Annotated in this window: 12 protein-coding genes; 4 read left to right on the plus strand and 8 right to left on the minus strand. The window is 70.1% G+C overall.

Translation table 11 applies throughout. The features are described 5' to 3' along the window. Positions 1-56 precede the first annotated feature (56 nt). Together LXT21_RS24545 and LXT21_RS24550 are read left to right on the plus strand one after the other, a co-directional pair. Complete coding sequence (locus tag LXT21_RS24545) at positions 57-1,166, plus strand: esterase/lipase family protein (protein ID WP_254040606.1); 1,110 nt, start codon at positions 57-59, stop codon at positions 1,164-1,166. A 67-nt stretch (positions 1,167-1,233) separates the two neighbouring features. Further along, positions 1,234-2,301: a hypothetical protein gene (locus LXT21_RS24550; RefSeq protein ID WP_254040607.1), complete on the plus strand. Its 1,068-nt coding sequence runs from the start codon at positions 1,234-1,236 to the stop codon at positions 2,299-2,301. A gap of 15 nt (positions 2,302-2,316) precedes the next feature. On the opposite strand, the gene LXT21_RS24555 is transcribed toward LXT21_RS24550, so the two are convergent. From LXT21_RS24555 to LXT21_RS24575, 5 genes are all read right to left on the minus strand, one after another. Beyond that, positions 2,317-3,411, minus strand: coding sequence for a hypothetical protein (locus LXT21_RS24555; protein ID WP_254040608.1), 1,095 nt, complete (start codon positions 3,409-3,411; stop codon positions 2,317-2,319). Positions 3,412-3,525: 114 nt separating this feature from the next. After that, positions 3,526-4,284 carry an iron ABC transporter ATP-binding protein gene (locus LXT21_RS24560; protein ID WP_254040609.1) on the minus strand — a complete coding sequence of 253 codons (759 nt, stop codon included), beginning with the start codon at positions 4,282-4,284 and terminating at the stop codon, positions 3,526-3,528. Further along, positions 4,281-5,255 carry an iron chelate uptake ABC transporter family permease subunit gene (locus tag LXT21_RS24565; protein WP_254040610.1) on the minus strand — a complete coding sequence of 325 codons (975 nt, stop codon included), beginning with the start codon at positions 5,253-5,255 and terminating at the stop codon, positions 4,281-4,283. The genes LXT21_RS24560 and LXT21_RS24565 overlap by 4 nt, the downstream gene beginning before the upstream one ends. Next, the gene (locus tag LXT21_RS24570) at positions 5,245-6,204 is read right to left on the minus strand and encodes an ABC transporter permease (RefSeq protein WP_254040611.1); all 960 of its coding nucleotides are present in this window, start codon (positions 6,202-6,204) and stop codon (positions 5,245-5,247) included. The genes LXT21_RS24565 and LXT21_RS24570 overlap by 11 nt, the downstream gene beginning before the upstream one ends. Next, positions 6,204-7,205, minus strand: a complete 1,002-nt coding sequence (locus LXT21_RS24575; RefSeq protein WP_254040612.1) for a siderophore ABC transporter substrate-binding protein — start codon at positions 7,203-7,205, stop codon at positions 6,204-6,206. The genes LXT21_RS24570 and LXT21_RS24575 overlap by 1 nt, the downstream gene beginning before the upstream one ends. A 259-nt stretch (positions 7,206-7,464) precedes the next feature. Here LXT21_RS24575 and LXT21_RS24580 point away from each other — a divergent pair, with 259 nt between their 5' ends. After that, the gene (locus LXT21_RS24580) at positions 7,465-7,815 is read left to right on the plus strand and encodes a YciI family protein (RefSeq protein WP_254040613.1); all 351 of its coding nucleotides are present in this window, start codon (positions 7,465-7,467) and stop codon (positions 7,813-7,815) included. A gap of 61 nt (positions 7,816-7,876) precedes the next feature. On the opposite strand, the gene LXT21_RS24585 is transcribed toward LXT21_RS24580, so the two are convergent. From LXT21_RS24585 to LXT21_RS24595, 3 genes are all read right to left on the minus strand, one after another. Beyond that, positions 7,877-9,829, minus strand: coding sequence for a M3 family metallopeptidase (locus tag LXT21_RS24585; protein WP_254040614.1), 1,953 nt, complete (start codon positions 9,827-9,829; stop codon positions 7,877-7,879). A 204-nt stretch (positions 9,830-10,033) separates the two neighbouring features. Continuing rightward, positions 10,034-12,958 carry an Ig-like domain-containing protein gene (locus LXT21_RS24590; RefSeq protein ID WP_254040615.1) on the minus strand — a complete coding sequence of 975 codons (2,925 nt, stop codon included), beginning with the start codon at positions 12,956-12,958 and terminating at the stop codon, positions 10,034-10,036. Between the two features lie 93 nt (positions 12,959-13,051). Then, a complete protein-coding gene (locus LXT21_RS24595) occupies positions 13,052-13,855 on the minus strand; it encodes an SDR family oxidoreductase (RefSeq protein WP_254040616.1) in 804 nt (267 codons plus the stop codon). Between the two features lie 115 nt (positions 13,856-13,970). Here LXT21_RS24595 and LXT21_RS24600 point away from each other — a divergent pair, with 115 nt between their 5' ends. Continuing rightward, entirely contained in the window at positions 13,971-16,592 is a 2,622-nt protein-coding gene (locus tag LXT21_RS24600) for a peptidase U32 family protein (protein ID WP_254040617.1), read from the plus strand. Position 16,593 lies beyond the last annotated feature (1 nt).

Consider the following 16,593-nt stretch of genomic DNA (forward strand, 5'->3'; position numbering starts at 1 on the left):
TCCTGGTCCGACGTGCATCCGTTGCAGCAGGCAATCCTCACCAGCAAGGAGTCCCCATGAAGCAACAGCCGCCGCTGTTCCTGGCAGTCCTGGCCGTGGGTGTACTGGGCGTGGCCGCACCGGCCCTCGCCGCGGAGAAGACGACGTACCCCGTGGTGTTCGCGCACGGGTTGGGAGGGTTCGACGACATCCTCGGGTACGACTACTGGGGTGACGACTACGGCGTCTTCGTGGGCGACCCGTGCGACGAGTTCCTGGAGGTGAGCTGCAACGGGGACCTGAACAGCAAGCAGCGCGCGTTCGCCGCCGCCGTGCAGCCGCTGCAGAGCTCCGACGTGCGCGGGCTGGATTTGGCCAACGACGTGGAGGGCTACATGGCCTCCACGGGCTCGGCCTACGTGAATCTGGTGGGCCACTCGCAGGGCGGCATCGACGCGCGCAAGGCGGCGAAGGTGCTGCGCGAGCGCAAGGGCTACACGGCGGTGAAGGCGCTGGTGAGCGTGTCCTCGCCGCACCGGGGCTCGCCGGTGGCGAAGTACGTCCTGGACCTGGGGCCCGGCGTCACCAGCGTGCTGAACGCGCTGTTCCGCCTCTACGGCGACGTCGTCTACGGGCCGGGCAATGACGGCTACGCGGCGCTCAAGGCGCTCATCTACAACGACGCGGACGCGAACGACGGCAAGACGACGGGCGCCAAGGCCTTCAACGTGGCCAACCCCATCAGCGCCTCGTACGCGGCGCACTACGCCTCGCTGGTGACGGCGCAGAACGGCCTGAGCGTCAACCCGGCGCTGTGGCTGGTGCGTCAGTTCTTCTTCGACATCGACGGGGACGGCGCGTGCGCGGACGACTGCGACAACGACGGCGCCGCCGGCAAGGGTGACGGCATCCGCAACGACCAGGACGACGATGGACTGGTCGGCATCAACTCGCAGCAGATGGGCTACCGCCTGCGCTACACCGAGCGCCTGGGCGCGGACCTGGTCGCGCAGGACTCGGCGCTGGGCTACGTCAGCAACATCAACGCCCCCAGCTCGCTGCAGCAGACCTCCATGTCCAGCGTCATCAACCAGGACCACGTGGACGTCATCGGCATCGGCCCCGACACGTTCAGCGAGATGGAGTTCTACGCGGCCATCATCGATTACATCGCCAAGGTCGACTGACGCACCACACCGGGAGGCCGCGGTTCACGGCCTCCCGGTTCCCCACGCCCTTCCCGGAGACATGGCCATGCGACGGAGCTTGAAGGTCTTGCTGGTGGGCGCGGGGGTGCTGCTCCTCGCGGGGCTCGGGGTGACGCTCCTGCGGGAGGACGTGCCGGAGGTGACGCCCGTGGTCCCGGACGGAGCGCCCGTCGCGGCCGTCGCGCCCTCGGTGCCGGGTGGCGCGGTGCCCTCCGCCACGACGAGCGCCGCGCGGCCCTCCCCTGCTCCGGTGCCCGAGCCCACGGACACGGAGCTGGAGGAGCTGGCCGCCTCGCTCAAGGAGCGCTACGGGAAGAACCTGAGCGAGCCGCACGCGCAGATACGCCTCATCGAGGACCTGATGCGCTTCTTCCAGCAGCGCTATCCAGGCCGATGGAGGGAGGAGCTGCTGGCCTTCCTGAAGGCGCACTTCCCGGAGCACTACGACGCGCTGGCGGCGATGCTGCGCAACCGCGAGGACTACGAGAAGTGGGTCCACGACAATGACCACTACCTCAAGGGCCTGAACGAGAAGGAGCGGCGGGCGGCCATCCGCGACGCGCGCAACCGGCTGTTCGGCAAGGACGTGGCCGACCGCATCTGGGCGGCGGAGCTGAAGAACCAGGCCATCGGCGACACGCTGCGCTCGCTCGACGCGCTCCAGGGCCAGAGCGTGGAGGAGAAGCTCTCCACCTTCAAGCAGCGCCTCCAGGAGGTGCACGGAGAGCAGCTCGGGGCCGTGCTCGAGCGGCACCAGCAGGAGCTGATGAACCGCTTCCTCGACGTGTCCTCCGTGCAGACGGACCTGGGCACCATGTCCTCGGAGGAGCGCTCGCGAAACCTGCGCGCCATCCGCCGCGAGCTGGGCCTGGACGACGAAGCGCTGAAGCGCTGGGACACGCTGGACCAGAGCCGCGACGCGCGGTGGGACGCGGGCCTGAAGTACATGGCGGAGCGTCAGGCGCTCGCGCAGGAGCTCTCCGGCGAGGAGCTGGAGGCGCGCCTCACCGAAATCCGCGCGCGCTACTTCGGCGCCGAGGCGGAGAGCATCGGCCAGGAGGAGGCCAGCGGCTTCTTCCGCTTCGAGCGCCCGCGTCGCTGGGGACGCAACTGAAGGACGGCGCCGAGGTCAGAGCGGCGTCTCGCCACCGACGCCCGCCACGGTCGGCTCGACAGGCAGGGGCAGCAGCTTGGGCGTCATCCGGCGGCGCTGCTTGAAGCGTCGCCACTCCTCCTGAAGGGACAGCACGTCCTTCGACCCGGCGCCCACCCCGCCCTGCTGCGCGGACGCCCAGGCGCGACGGACGACCTCCTCGTCCGGGATGACGCGCGCCACGAGGCGCTCTCCGTGTCGCTCCCGGAGCAGGTCGAACGCGAGCAGAGCCCACCGTGTCGGTCCGGAAACCATGAGCACCGTCTCCAGGGCTCGCGCCGCCGCGACATCCACCTCCGCGCTCGCATGGCCACGCAGGGGCAACAGCAGCATGGGGAGCGAGCGGTCCAGGGGCGGCTGTGCCACGAACCCTCGCGCCAGCGTTTCGCGCTGCGCCGGAGACAGCCGCACGGAGCGGTCGACGCCGCTGACATAGAAGTCCCGCACCACATCGCCCGACGGCACCAGCCGGAACAATCCATCCCAGCGCGTCGCCGGGTGGCTCGCCGCGAGCACCTCCCAATCCATGGGAGCCGACGCAAGCGCCTGTTCGTCCTCGCGATACGGGACGCTGGGGCTCGCCTCCGCCTGGGCCTTCACCGCGAGCTCCACGAGCCGCCGGTAGGCCTGGGCCTCATCGTTGCTCGTCGGGTAGCGCGTCCCGTAGGACAGCCCCACGGTCGACCACGTGCCGTTCCAGCGCGTCAAGAACGCGACGACAGGCAGCCCCTGCACGTAGCGAGGGGGCGCAGGGCAGTTCATGGAGGGGGAGTAGGCCACCTCCACCCGCTCGTCGGGATGGGCGGTGCCCTTCCAGACCTCCAGCACACGCAGTCGCGCGACGCCCTCTTCGAAGCCACTGAGCTTGTACGCGTCGTAGTCCTCGAAGGTCCGCGTCGTCACCGCCTCGACCTCCGCCCACACGATGAGCTCCGCCTCCAGCGTCAGCTCCCAGAGCGTCATCGGGGCGATGGGATAGGCCTCCGCGCGAGGCCCGTTCAGGACGAACAGCAGCCCGAGCAACAGCGCCCCGATTCGCACCACACAATGACGGCTGGATTCCTCACGCATGGGGACTTCCTCCGCACGAGACGAAGGAAGTGTGCGCCCGCGCGGAAGGTGGAGCATCCGCCCGCCCTCACGCCTCCGTCATGCTTCCATCACGGCGCGGGGCCCACGCGGGCCTCAGCGGTAGTGCGTGGCAATCCAGTCGCCGTCGATGCACTGGATGGAGATGTCCAAATCGTACACGGCCCGGAGGACCTCGGGCCGCATGATGTCCTGGGGGCGTCCCTGGAAGGCCACCTTGCCGTCGCGCATGGCGATGAGGTGGTCCGAGTAGCACGACGCGAAGTTCAAATCGTGCAGCACCATGACGATGCTCTTCTTCAGTGAATCCACCGCGGTGCGCAGCTGCTTCATCATCGCCACCGAGTGCTTCAAATCCAGTCCGTTGAGCGGCTCGTCCAGCAGCACGTGGTCGGTGTCCTGGCAGAGCACCATCGCCACGAAGGCGCGCTGGCGCTGGCCGCCGGACAGCTCGTCCAGGAACCGCTCGGAGAGCGCCTCCAGCCCCATGTGCTGGAGGGCCCGCTCCACGTGCTCGCGGTCCACCACCGTGGGCCGCCCCTTGGAGTGCGGATAGCGGCCGAACGTCACCAACTCCCGCACCGTGAGCCGCGACGTCAGGTGGTTGTCCTGGCGCAGGATGGCCAGCTTCCGGGCGAGCACGTCCCCCGGCGTGGTGCGCACATCCAGCCCGTCCACCAACACCACGCCCGAGGACATGGGCATCACCCGGCTGATCATCGACAGCAGCGTGGACTTGCCCGCGCCGTTCGGCCCGATGATGGAGGTGATTCCGCCCACGGGCAGCGTCAGCGTCACGTCGTCGACCACGAGCGAGCCGCCGTAGCGCTTGGTGACGTTCTTCGCCTGAATCATACCGGCGCCCTCCTCATCAACATCCCGATGAACACCAGCCCGCCCACGAAGTCGATGATGACGCGGGGGCTGGTGTTGAACGCGAAGACCTGCTCCAGCACGAACTGCCCCGCCACCAGGCACACCCCCGCGATGAGCGCCGCGGCGGGCAGCACCAGCGCGTGCCGGTACGTGCGCACCAGCGTGTGGGCCAGGTTGGAGACCAGCAGGCCGAAGAACGTGACGGGCCCCACCAGCGCGCTCGACACCGACACCAGGATGGCCACCAGCACCAGGATGATGGCCGCCGTGCGCTGGTGGTCCACGCCCAGGTTGATGGCCGTCTCCCGCCCCAGCACCAGCACGTCGAACGTCTTGAGCATCCGGAAGCCCACCACGGACACGCCCAGCGTCAGCACGAAGGCGACGACGAGCAGCTCCTGGTCCGGGTTGTTGAAGCTCGCGAAGAAGCGGTCCTGGAGGAAGATGAACTCGTTGGGGTCGATGAGCCGCTGCAGGAAGGACGCGAGGCTGCGGAAGAGCACGCCCAGCACCACGCCCGTCAGCAGCACCAGGTGCAGGCTGCGCCCTCCCCCACCGAAGAGCCCCCAGAACAGGACGGCCGAGAAGGCCACCATGATGAGGACCTCGACGCCGAACTGCAGCCTCGGGTCCAGGCTCGCCGCCTTGCCCGAGCCCAGGAAGTACAGCAGGCACGTCTGGATGAAGACGTAGAGGTTGTCGAACCCGAGGATGGCGGGCGTCAGCACCCGGTTGCCCGTCACCGTCTGGAACAGCACCGTGGAGACCGCGATGGCGTAGCCCACCAGCAGCGCCGTCGCCAGCTTGCGCCCTCGGAACGGCAGCACGAAGTCCCACTGGCCGCTCGCGCCGAAGAGCAGGAACAGCACGGCCACCCCCACCATCACCCCGCCCAGGATGAGCAGCGTGCGCTCCGGGCGCCGCTCCACCACCAGGCTCTCAACCGACACGGGCGTCCCTCCTCAACAGCACGTAGAGGAAGAGCACGCTGCCCAGCACACCGGCGATGGTGGCCCCGGGGATTTCATACGGGAAGCGCACCACCCGGCCGATGATGTCGCACAGGAGCACGAAGCCCGCGCCTCCCACCGCCACCCAGGGAATCGCCTTCCTCGCGTTGTCCCCCGTGAACATGCTGACCAGGTTCGGGACGAGCAGGCCCAAAAACGGCACCATCCCCACCGTGACGACCACCATGGCGGTGACGAGCGAGACGATGAGCAACCCCAATCCCATGATGCGCGTGTAGTTCATCCCCAGATTGGTGGTGAACGACTCGCCCATGCCCGCGACGGTGAAGCGGTCCGCCGCGACATACGCGCAGCACGTCAGCCCCAACGTCAGCCAGAGCAGCTCGTAGCGCCCGCGCAGGATGGTGGAGAAGTCCCCCGTCTTCCAAGCGTTGACCGACTGGAGCAAATCCAACCGGTACGCATAGAAGGTCGTGACGGAGTCGAAGACGCTGCCCAGCACCAGCCCCACCAGCGGGACGATGAGCACCGAGCGCAGCGGGATTCGACGCAGGATGAGCAGGAACAGCGCCGTGCCCCCCATCGCGAACGCGGCCGCCACCAGCATCTTTCCCACCACGGGCAGCTGAGGCGCCAGGACGGCGGCGACCATCAGCCCCATGCTGGCGGACTCGGCGGAGCCGGCCGTGGAGGGCTCCACGAAGCGGTTGCGCACGAGCATCTGCAACAGCAGCCCCGCCACGCCCAGCGACGTGCCCACCAGCATCACCGCCAGCAGCCGGGGGATGCGGCTGATGACCAGCAGCTGGAGCGCCTGTTCGTCGGGGCTCGGCGTGACGAGCGCATGCCACGACACGTCACCGACGCCGATGAGCAGGCTGCCCAGCGCCAGGAAGAGGATGACGATGCCGGCGACGAAGAGGCGCATCAGGGAGCGGGCGTGGCGTACGCCTGGGCCACCTGGTCTCTCAACAGGCCCACCGCCTGGAGGCCACCGCCGATGAGGTACGCGTTGAGCGGGTCCAGGTAGACGACCTGCCCCTTCGTCCACGCCGTCGTCTGGCGCACCAGCTCGTTGTCGAGCACCTGCTTCGCCCCGCCCTGCTGACCCATGCTCGCGTCGCGGTCGATGACGAACAGCCAGTCCGGGTTCTTCTCGCGGATGAACTCCGAGCCGATGGCCTCACCGTGCAGCGACGCCTTGAGCCCGTCCGCGGCCACGGGCACGCCGAAGTCCTCGTGCACCACGCCGAAGCGCGAGCCCGGCCCATAGGCGCTGATGCGGCCGCCGGTGACGAGCACCACCAGCCCCTTGCCTCGGCTGGCCGTCGTCTCCCTCAGCTTCGCGAGCGACTGGCGCAGGCCGTCCACCAGCTCGCGCGCCTTCTCCTCCTTGCCGAAGATGCGCGAGAGCATCTCCGTGTTGGCGACCACGGTGTCGATGTAGCGCGCGCCGCCCATGGGCACGTCCACCGTGGGGGCGATGCGCGACAGGTTCGCGTACTTCGCGCTGGAGCGGCCACCGGTGATGATGAGGTCCGGGCGCGCGGCGTTGATGGCCTCGTAGTTCGGCTCGAAGAGCGTGCCGATGCGCGCGAACTTCGCGTCGGCGAACGGAGCCAGGTGCAGCGGGAACTGGTCCCCCGCCACGCCCACCACCGCGTCCACGCCCAGCGCCTGGAGGATGTCCAACGCCGCCAGGTCGAACACCACCACCCGCCGCGGATTCAAGGGGACCACGGACTCCCCCTGCGCGTGCTGGATGGTGACGGTGGCCACCTTCGCGCTGGACGCGGGCTCCACGGCGGGCGCCGTCACCACGTCGGCGGAGGGCTGCTGAAGCTTCACCACCACGCCGATGACCGCCACCACGGCGACGACACCGAGAATCGCGAAGGGGAGGAACGGACGCCTGTCAGAAGTGCTCAAGGTTTCATCCAGCCGGTGCGCTCGCATGCGAACGCAAGAGGTCGCTCGGGAAGCGCGGCCCCACATACCAGCCTGGGCGTGAAGTCGCACTAGTTGATTATGCGAGTCATTATCATGATTGAGCGCAACGCGTCAACGAACCGCGACCCACCAGGGCGCGCGGTCAGGGCCCCTGTGTTTGACGGGTGAAGTACGCCTTCTTGAGGGCAGCGCGGCTCTCGCGCGTGTAAGGACGTCCCCCCCCGCGAGGAGCCCTCGGATGCTGCACGTGCTGTGTCTGGAGTACCGGTTGTCGGAAGCCGCCGCCGCGCCCCATGTGAGCGACCACGTGCGCTTCCTCGAACGCCATCACCGGTCCGGGACGTTCATCCTCTCCGGGCAGACGGTCCCCACGGCCCTGGGCGGCGTCATCCTGGCCCGGGGTGTGGACCGGGTCACCGTGGAGCGCATCGCCGCCGAGGACCCCTTCGTCCTGGCCGGCGTCGCCCGGTACACCCTCCTCACGGTGGACCCCGGCAGGCTCCACCCGGCGCTCGGCGCGCTCCTCGCGGTCGACGCGTCTCGCGAGCGGAGCCCCGCCCCCGGCGACGAGGGCGCGCCCCAGTCCTAGACACGGCGCCATCAAGGCGGGGCGCTTCCCGAGGAGCACCCCACCCGTCAGCCCGTCACGCTCACGCGGCCTTGTTCAGCCAGGCCTCGTAGGCGGTGTAGTCGTAGTCGCGCCCCAGGAAGGCGTGGACCAGCCGGGCCGCGTCGTCGGAGCCCCCCGGCTCCAGCACCGCGCGGCGGTAGGCCTTCGCGGGCTCGGGGGACAACAGGCCCTGCTTCTGGAACACCGTGAACAGGTCCTTCGCGATGACCAGCGACCACATATACGTGTAGTAGTTCGACGAGTACCCCTCGAGGTGCCCGAAGGACAGGTGGAAGTACGTCCCCTCCACGTAGGGGAACGGCGTGTACTTGCCCTGCAGTTCGCGCACGAGCGCGGTGGCGTCCAGCCCCGCCGGCTCCCGCCGATAGATTTCCAGGCTGAGCGCCGCGTAGAACATCTGCTGGCGCACCCACAGGCCCTTGCCGAACTCCTCCGCGCGGCGCATCCGCGTCACCAGCTCCGCGGGCAGCGGCTCGCCCGTCTGGTAGTGCTTCGCGAAGGTCTGCAGGCTCGGCGCGTCGCGCGCCCACTCCTCCAGCATCTGCGACGGCGCCTCCACGAAGTCCCACTCCGTGCGCACGCCCGACACGCCGGCCCAGCGCGTGTGGCCACCGAAGATGTGGTGCAGCAGGTGGCCGAACTCGTGGAGGAACGTCTCCACGTCGTCGTGCTGGAGCAGCGCGGGCTCCTGGCCGGGCTTGGGGAAGTTGCACATCAGCACGCCCTCCGGCAGCCGGCGTCCGGCCTTGCCGCTGGTGAGGGTGAACTGGGCCGCGTGCTTGTACTTGTCCGCGCGCGGGTGCATGTCCAGGTAGAAGCGCCCCTTGACGGTGCCGTCCTCCAGCACGTCGTAGGCCTCCACGTCCGGGTGCCACACCGTGGCCTCGGTGATTCGCCGGTAGGAGACGCCGAACATCTTCGCCGTCAAATCCAACATGCCCTGCTTCACGCGCGAGTACTCGAAGTACGGACGCACCGCCTGCGAGTCGAACGCGTACTGCTCCGCCTTGATGCGGTCCTCCAGGTAGGCCTGGTCCCACGGGTCCACGCGCGCCGCGTCCGGCACGTCGCGGCGCTTGCGCTCGAGCAGGAGCGCGTAGTCGCGCTGCATCCGCGCGCCGGACGCCTGCGAAATCCGCTCGATGAAGTCCGCGGCGGCCTGCTCGTCGCGAATCATCTTGTCCTCGGTCGCGAAGGCCGCCCAGTTGCGGAAGCCCAGCAGCGTCGCCAGCTCGTGGCGGCGGGCCACCATGCGCTCGAGCACGTCGGTGTTGCTCGGGTGGCCGCGCATCCGGAAGGCGCGCCACATCTGCTCGCGGGCCTTGGCGTCGCGCGAGTACGTCATGAACGGGATGATGTCCGGGTAGTCGGTGGTGATGGTCACCTGGCCGTCGGCGCCGGGAGGATGCGCGCGGACGTAGTCCTCCGGCAGGCCGTCCAGCGCCGCGGGAGGCAGGGACACGGTGCGCGTGTCCTGGAGCATGTTGCGGCTGAACTCCTGGCCAATCTTCACCAGCTCGTCGTTGAGCGCCTTCACGCGCGCGCGGGTGGCGTCGTCGCGGTCCACGCCGGAGCGGCGGAAGTCGCGCAGCACCTTCTCCACCCACTTGCGCGTCTGCGCGTCCTGTCCGGACACATCCAGCGAGGCGAGGACGTCGTAGACGCCCCGGTCCATGCGGATGTCGGTGGCGAGCGTCTCCAGCTCCTGCTCCGCGGCCTCGGCGGCCTCGCGCATGGCGGCCTCCGGGTGCGAGTGCCGGGCGACGCTGGCGCGGGCGGCCGCGTCGTCGAGCGAGGCCATGGCCTCGTCGTAGAGCTCCAGCACCTGGACCACGTCGTAGGGGGCTTGCAGGGCCTTGAGGCGGGCGATGCCGGCGCGCGTGGCCTCCATGGCGGCCTCACCGGAGCGCCGGAACTCGGCGGGCGGACAGGTGATGAGGCGGACGGCGTCGGTGACGGGCGTTTCAGACACGGGATGCTCTCCTGAGCGTGCTGACGGGTTTCACCCACGCTCCTCGCAGTCTCCGAGGAGCGACGGAAGGATGCGGGCCCAAGGTAATCCGCCCGCCGCTCACGAGCAGCAGCCTTTCACGGCCGGACGTCACGCTGGCCGACAGTGGGCCGCCCCTACCCCACCCCGGGAGGGCACGTAGGTCGGCCCCAGCTGTCAGCTGGACTACCGACGGGGGTGTGCCCGGAGGGGCTGCACCGGAGGCGCTGGGGCGTCCAGCACGTTCACCGCCTGGGACGCCGTCAGCGCCGGGTTCCCGGTGTCCTCGGCGGAGACCGTCGTGGACTGCGACTCGGTGAACGTCACGCTGAAGACGTGCACGCCCGCGCTCGCCTCGGTGAAGGTGAAGGGCGTGGGGGCAGCCCCCGGGTCCTGGTCCACTCGCACCGCCACGGTGCCCCGGTAGCCCGAGGCCGGGTTCTCGTGGACATCCAGGAGCGTCACCGTCACGTTGACCGGCTGACCCACCGTGGGCATCGGGGTCGCGACCGTCAGGCTCATCGACACCGCCGGCCCCGCCGTCACCTCCGCCTCGACTTCGACGGACAGCCCCCCTCCCGCCTCCGACACGGTGAGGGAGTGCGTGCCCGAGCTCTTCAGCGCCACCGTGAAGGTCCTCTGCCCCGCGTCCTGCGCCGCGAAGGTGAGCGTCGAAGGGAGCTCTGCCTTGGTATCGCTCGACTCGAGCTCCACGATGCCCGTGTAGCCGGTGACGAGGTTGTCGAACGCATCCCTCACGCGGAGGGTGAGCACGTGCTCGGAGCCCGCCTCCACCACGGCCGGGAGCCCCTCCAGCGTCAGGTGGTGGGCCGCTCCACTGGTGACCTGCGTCTCCACGAAGCCCGTGAGCTGCGAGGCGCCCGTGGCCGTCACGCGCTGCGGGCCCGTGGTGACCAGCACCACCGGCGTGCCGAAGGTGTGCACGCCCTGGTCCTGCGCCGTGAAGGTGTGGCTCGAGGGGAGCCCCGCGTCCGGGTCCGTGGAGGTGAGCACCACCGCCCCCGTGTGGTTGCGCACGGTGTTGCCGAACGCATCCACCACCGTCACCGTCACCGTGGACTGGTGTCCCGCGGCGACGGTGGAGGCGAGCCCCGTGAGCACCAGCTCGGACGGCGCGCCCGCGTCGATGTCGAACTCGTCGCTCTGCGTGGTCAGCCCGTTCGCGCTGGCGACGAAGCGGTAGGTGCCCGCCTCCTCGAGGACCAGGTTCGTGAAGCGGGCCACGCCCGCCACCGCGGAGACCTGCACCGGCTCGAAGTCCTCGCCGCCGACGAGCGACAGCGTGACGGGCAGCGTCGCCGAGGTGACCACATCGCCCTGCGGATTCTGGAGGGAGACGACCACCTCCGCCAGCGGCTGCCCCGCGATGCCCGACGCGGGCTGCGGCGTGAACACCACCTGCGTCACGTCGTTGCTCTGCGTCTGGAAGGCCAGGCTGTTGGACAGCGCGGCGTTGCCCCGGTTGTCCGTCACGCGCAGCGCCGCGTAGTAGGTCTGCTGCGGCATCAGGTCTGAGATGGTCGCGGACTCGGCGGTTCCAGGCTCCGCCGGAGCCCCCACGCCGGCCACGGGCGTCGCCGCGTCGAAATCCGCGGCGGTGACGATGGGCGACACCGAGTAGCGAAGCGACTGCGCGGTGGCCCGGCCCAGCAGGTCATCGTCTCCCACGGCGGTCCACGTCAGCGTCACCGAGTCGGTGCCCAAGGTCCCGAGCGCGAGCGTGGGCTGCGCCGGGGGGATGTCATCGATGATGGAGAGCGTCGGGCTCCGGGCCTGCGTGAGCCCGCTCGCCGTGGCGAGCAGGTGGAAGTCGCCATCGGTGTCCACGCGCAGGCCGGTGAAGCGGGCCACGCCGTCCACCGGCGCCACCTGCGTGACACCCACGAGCGGGCCCCCCTCCTCCAGCGCCAGCGTCACCTGGGGCGCGCCCACCAGCGCGACGTTGCCGTGGGCATCGCGGAGCTCCACCGTCACCTGCGCCAGCTCGCCGCGCACGGAGGCCACGGGAGGCGCGCTGGTGATGGCGAGCACCGACGCGGCGCCGGCCACCACCCCCACCGTCCGCCGCGCGCTGAGCGTCGACAGCCCCACGTCGAGCACGGTGAGCTGGTGGACGCCCGCGCGGTTCAAGGTGATTCCGGTGAAGGTGAAGCGGCCCATGTCCTGTGGGGTGAAGGCATGGGACGCAGGCAGCAAGGCCAAGGCATCCGTGGCGAGCAGCCCGAGCGTTCCCCGGTACGTCGTGACCACGTTGCCGGAGGCATCGCGCACCGTCACCTGCGCGGAGCGCTGGGTGCCCGCGACGGCGACGGCCTCGAGCCCCTCCACCTCCAGGGAGGCGGGCGGGCCCGGGAGCACGTTGAACGAATCCAGGGTGCCATCCGCCACGCCCGGCGCGCTCGCCACCAGCCTGCGTCCCACCACGGCCTTGCGGACGAGCAGGTCGTCGAACCGCGCAGTGCCATTCACCGGCGGCGCGGTGAGCGTCCCCTCCAGGACGGCGCCCTCGGGATTCGCGGAGAGCGACAGCGTCACGGGGGACGTGGCGTCGGCGACGAGCCGTCCGTTCGCGTCCACGAAGCTGACCGCCAGCGTCGGAAGCCGCGCGCCCGCCGAGCCATCCACGATCGACACGGAGAACTCGAGCCGCGTGGCCACGGGCGAGGCGAAGGTGAAGGTGGGCTGGGAGACGAGCACCACCGAGCCGCCCTCGGCCGCGACGGAGGCCGTCACCCGCTTGACGCCGCCGCGCGTGGAGGCCACGAAGCCGACCGCCACGCCCGCGGCATCCGTCCGGCCCGGCTGCGTCACCACGTTGCCCTCGCCGGACACCGCCACCGCCACGGTGCGGCCGGCCATGGGCGCGCCGTTCTCGTCCTTCACGAAGACGGTGATTTCGCCCCGGCTCACCCCATCCGCGATGAGCTGCCCCGACGGCGTCAGGAGGACGCCGGAGGCGACGGCGTCGGGCATGAGCGGCGGGGGCGCGAACTGCTGGGGTGGTGAGTCCTCGCCGCAACCGAGCAACAGCCCGAGGCACAGCAGGACCCACCCGAGGAGCCGAGTTGACGGACGAAGGCTGACGGACATGCGGTTCTCCGGATCGCGAGCGGCTCCCCCAGGGAAGGTACCGCTCGCGTCGCCTTCTATCAGACCTACCTCCGAAGACGTACCCGCGCGGGGCTACATCCCCAGGGCGCCCATCAGCGCGGCGCCGCCCAGGAGGGACTGGCCGCCGTCACAGACCATGATGGAGCCGGTGATGTAGGACGCGGCGTCCGACGACAGGAACAGCGCCAGACGCGCGATGTCCGCCTTGGTGCCGAAGCGCTGCAGCGGCAGCAGCTGGGAGAGCTTCTGGGTGCCCTCCTCGCTGGGCGCGAGCCGCCGCATGCCCTCGGTGTCCTCGATGGGGCCGGGGGTGATCGCGTTGACGCGCACGCCGGCGCCGCCCCACTCGAGCGCCAGCACGCGGGTGAGCATGTCCACGCCCGCCTTGGCGGCGCAGACGTGGGCCTGCATGGCCATGGGCAGGTAGGCCTGGGGCGCGGAGATGTTGATGACGGCGGCGCCGGGCTTGCGCAGGTGCTCGAAGCCCGCGCGACACAGGTTGAAGGTGCCCAGCACGTCGATGTCCATCACGGCCTTGAAGCCATTGGAGGACATGCCCAGCGCGGGCGCGGGGAAGTTGCCGGCGGCGCCACAGATGAGGATGTCGATCTCGCCGTACGCGTCGCGCACCGTCTGGAGCGCCTTCTCCACGGAGGCGTAGTCACGCACGTCCGCGGGCACGCCCATCGCGGTGCCGTGGGCCTGCAGGCCCTTCACCGCGCCCTCGAGCTTCTCCACGTTGCGGCCGTTGATGGCCACCTTGGCCCCGGCCTTCACGAACGCCTCGGCGATGCCGAGGTTGATGCCGCTGCTGCCGCCCGAGATGAAGGCCACCTTGCCCGCGAGCAGCCCGTCCTTGAAAACGCCATCCGCCATGACTCGTCTCCTGTGGAAGCAACCGGGCGGCGACTTGACCAGAACCTGCCGCACCGCGTCCACGAGCGATTGAGGACGGACGCGGGCGCATGCCCTCTGTGTTAGAGGTCCCGACATGCGCCGTCGTCCTGAAATCCTCGCCCCCGCTGGTGACCTCGACTCCATGAAGGCCGCGCTGGCCAGCGGCGCGGACGCCATCTATTTCGGCCTGGACGAGGGCTTCAACGCCCGCGCCCGAGCGGAGAACTTCTCGCTCGCCCGCCTGCCGGAGACGCTGGCGCTGGTGCACCGTGCGGGCGCCCGCGCGTACCTCACGTTGAACACGCTGGTGTTCGAGCCGGAGCTGCCGGTGGTGGAGGACATCCTGCGGCGCGTGGCCGCCGCGGGCGTGGACGCGCTCATCGTGCAGGACCCCGCGGTGGCGCTGGTGGCGCGCGCGGTGTGTCCGCAGATGGAGGTGCATGCCTCCACGCAGATGACGATTTCGAGCGCCGAGGGTGCGCGCTTCGCCCGGGGGCTGGGCGCCACGCGCGTGGTGGTGCCGCGCGAGCTGTCGGTGGCGGAGATTGCGCGGCTGGCGTCGGAGACGGACATCGAGCTGGAGGTCTTCATCCACGGCGCGCTGTGCATGTCGTGGAGCGGCCAGTGCCTCACCAGCGAGGCGTGGGGTGGACGCTCGGCGAACCGGGGACAGTGCGCGCAGTCGTGCCGGCTGCCGTACGACCTGGTGGTGGACGGGGAGACGAAGGACCTGGGCGACGTGCGCTACCTGCTCAGCCCCAAGGACCTCGCGGGCGTCATGGCGGTGCCGAAGCTGGTCGAGGTCGGCGTGCACTCGCTGAAGATTGAAGGTCGGCAGAAGGGGCCGCAGTACGTGGCCACGGCGGTGCGGGGCTATCGGCGCTGGGTGGATGGTGTCTCGGCGGGCCATGGCGACACGGGCGCGCTGCGCAAGGACCTGGCCGACATGACGCTGTCGTACAGCCGGGGCTTCTCGCACGGGTTCTTCGCGGGCTCGGACCATCAGACGCTGGTGGAGGGACGCTTCCCCAAGCACCGCGGCGCATTCCTCGGCGTGGTGGAGTCCGTGCACGGAAGAGACGTGCGCGTCGTGGAGGACCCGAAGGGGCGTCCGTGGACGGGCGCGCTGGGCGCGGACACGCGGCCGGGGGCGCCGCAGGGCAAGGTGTCGTCGCCGCTGGAGACGGAGTCACCCGTGGCCGCGGAGCTGTCGCCGCGTCCGGGCATGGGCGTGGTGTTCGACGACGGGCACCCGGAGGACAAGCACGAGGCGGGTGGGCCGTTGTTCCGCGTGGAGCGCAAGGGACACGGGTGGGTGCTGGGCTTCGGCAACCCCGGGCCAGACATGTCGCGGGTCGCGGCGGGACAGCGCGTCTGGGTGACGAGTGATCCCGCGCTGGTGAAGCAGACGGAGGAGCTGCTCGCGCAGGGTGAGCCCGAGGGGCGCGTGCCGTTGACGCTCACGGTGTCGGGCTCGGCGGGGACGCCGCTGGTGGTGACGGGCACGGCGCGCGGTGGGCATGTGGCCACGGCGTCGAGCACGACGCCGCTCTCGCAGGCGCGGGCGGGCGGACTGGACGCGGCGCTGTTGAAGGACAAGCTGGCGGCGCTGGGTGGGACACCGTTCCATCTGGCGGAGCTGGAGGTGTCGGCGCTGGAGACGGGGCTGCATCTGCCGGTGTCGGAGCTCAAGGCGCTGCGGCGCTCGCTGGTGACGGAGCTGACGGAGTCGGTGTCCCGGGGACTTCCGCGCACGGTGCGCGAAGCATCCGTGCTGGATGAGGTGCGGGGCTCGGCGCGAGAGCGGGTCGTCGCTCGGCCGGTGGTCGAGGGCGCGCGGTTGTTGCCGCTGTGCCGGACGGACGAGCAGTTGGAGGCGGTGATTGCCGCGGGGCTGGCGGAGGTGGAGCTGGACTGGATGGAGCTGGTGGGGCTCCAGCGCGCGGTGGAGCGGGCGAAGTCGGCGGGGTTGAAGGTGACCATCGCGACAGTGCGGGTGCAGAAGCCCGGCGAGGAGGGCTACGACGCGCGCATCGCGAAGCTCAAGCCGGACGCGGTGCTCGCGCGGCACTGGGGCGCGATGATGCATTTCCTGGAGCGTCCGTTCGCTCCGGGCGAGACGCGGCCCGCACTGCATGGGGACTTCTCGCTCAACGTCACCAACTCCGTGACGGCGTTGCACCTGTTGGGGTTGGGGTTGAACACGCTGACGTTCGCGCATGATTTGGACGCGGTGCAGTTGGGGGCGATGCTGGAGCACCTGCCGGCGGAGCGCTTCGCGGTGACGGTGCACCACCACATCTCCACGTTCCACACGGAGCACTGCGTGTATTCGCACACGCTGTCGCACGGGCGTGACTACCGCAGCTGTGGCCGGCCGTGTGAGAAGCACCGGCTGTCGCTGCGCGACCACAAGGGCCTGGAGCATCCGGTGGTGGTGGACGTGGGGTGCCGGAACACGGTGTTCAACGCGCAGGCACAGAGCGCGGCGTCGCTGGTGCCGTCCCTGCTGGCCCGTGGGGTGCAGCGGTTCCGCGTGGAGTTCGTCCGCGAGTCTCGCGAGGAGGCCACGCGCGTGCTGGGCGCGTATCAGGAGCTGCTCGCGGGGAGAATCTCTCCGGCCGAGACGGTGCGCCGCGCGGCCGTGCACGAGCAGTTCGGGGTGACGAAGGGGACGATGAAGGTGTTGAACCCCACGTTCACCGTGCAGCGCTGAG

The sequence above is a fragment of the Myxococcus guangdongensis genome, from assembly GCF_024198255.1.
GTDB classification, from domain to species: domain Bacteria; phylum Myxococcota; class Myxococcia; order Myxococcales; family Myxococcaceae; genus Myxococcus; species Myxococcus guangdongensis.

Bases quoted from the DNA above. Each gene is read 5' to 3' on its own strand.
- LXT21_RS24545 (WP_254040606.1), top strand. From the start codon at position 57: ATGAAGCAACAGCCGCCGCTGTTCCTGGCAGTCCTGGCCGTGGGTGTA.
- LXT21_RS24550 (WP_254040607.1), top strand. From the start codon at position 1,234: ATGCGACGGAGCTTGAAGGTCTTGCTGGTGGGCGCGGGGGTGCTGCTC.
- LXT21_RS24555 (WP_254040608.1), bottom strand. From the start codon at position 3,411: ATGCGTGAGGAATCCAGCCGTCATTGTGTGGTGCGAATCGGGGCGCTG.
- LXT21_RS24560 (WP_254040609.1), bottom strand. From the start codon at position 4,284: ATGATTCAGGCGAAGAACGTCACCAAGCGCTACGGCGGCTCGCTCGTG.
- LXT21_RS24570 (WP_254040611.1), bottom strand. From the start codon at position 6,204: ATGCGCCTCTTCGTCGCCGGCATCGTCATCCTCTTCCTGGCGCTGGGC.
- LXT21_RS24580 (WP_254040613.1), top strand. From the start codon at position 7,465: ATGCTGCACGTGCTGTGTCTGGAGTACCGGTTGTCGGAAGCCGCCGCC.
- LXT21_RS24590 (WP_254040615.1), bottom strand. From the start codon at position 12,958: ATGTCCGTCAGCCTTCGTCCGTCAACTCGGCTCCTCGGGTGGGTCCTG.
- LXT21_RS24595 (WP_254040616.1), bottom strand. From the start codon at position 13,855: ATGGCGGATGGCGTTTTCAAGGACGGGCTGCTCGCGGGCAAGGTGGCC.
- LXT21_RS24600 (WP_254040617.1), top strand. From the start codon at position 13,971: ATGCGCCGTCGTCCTGAAATCCTCGCCCCCGCTGGTGACCTCGACTCC.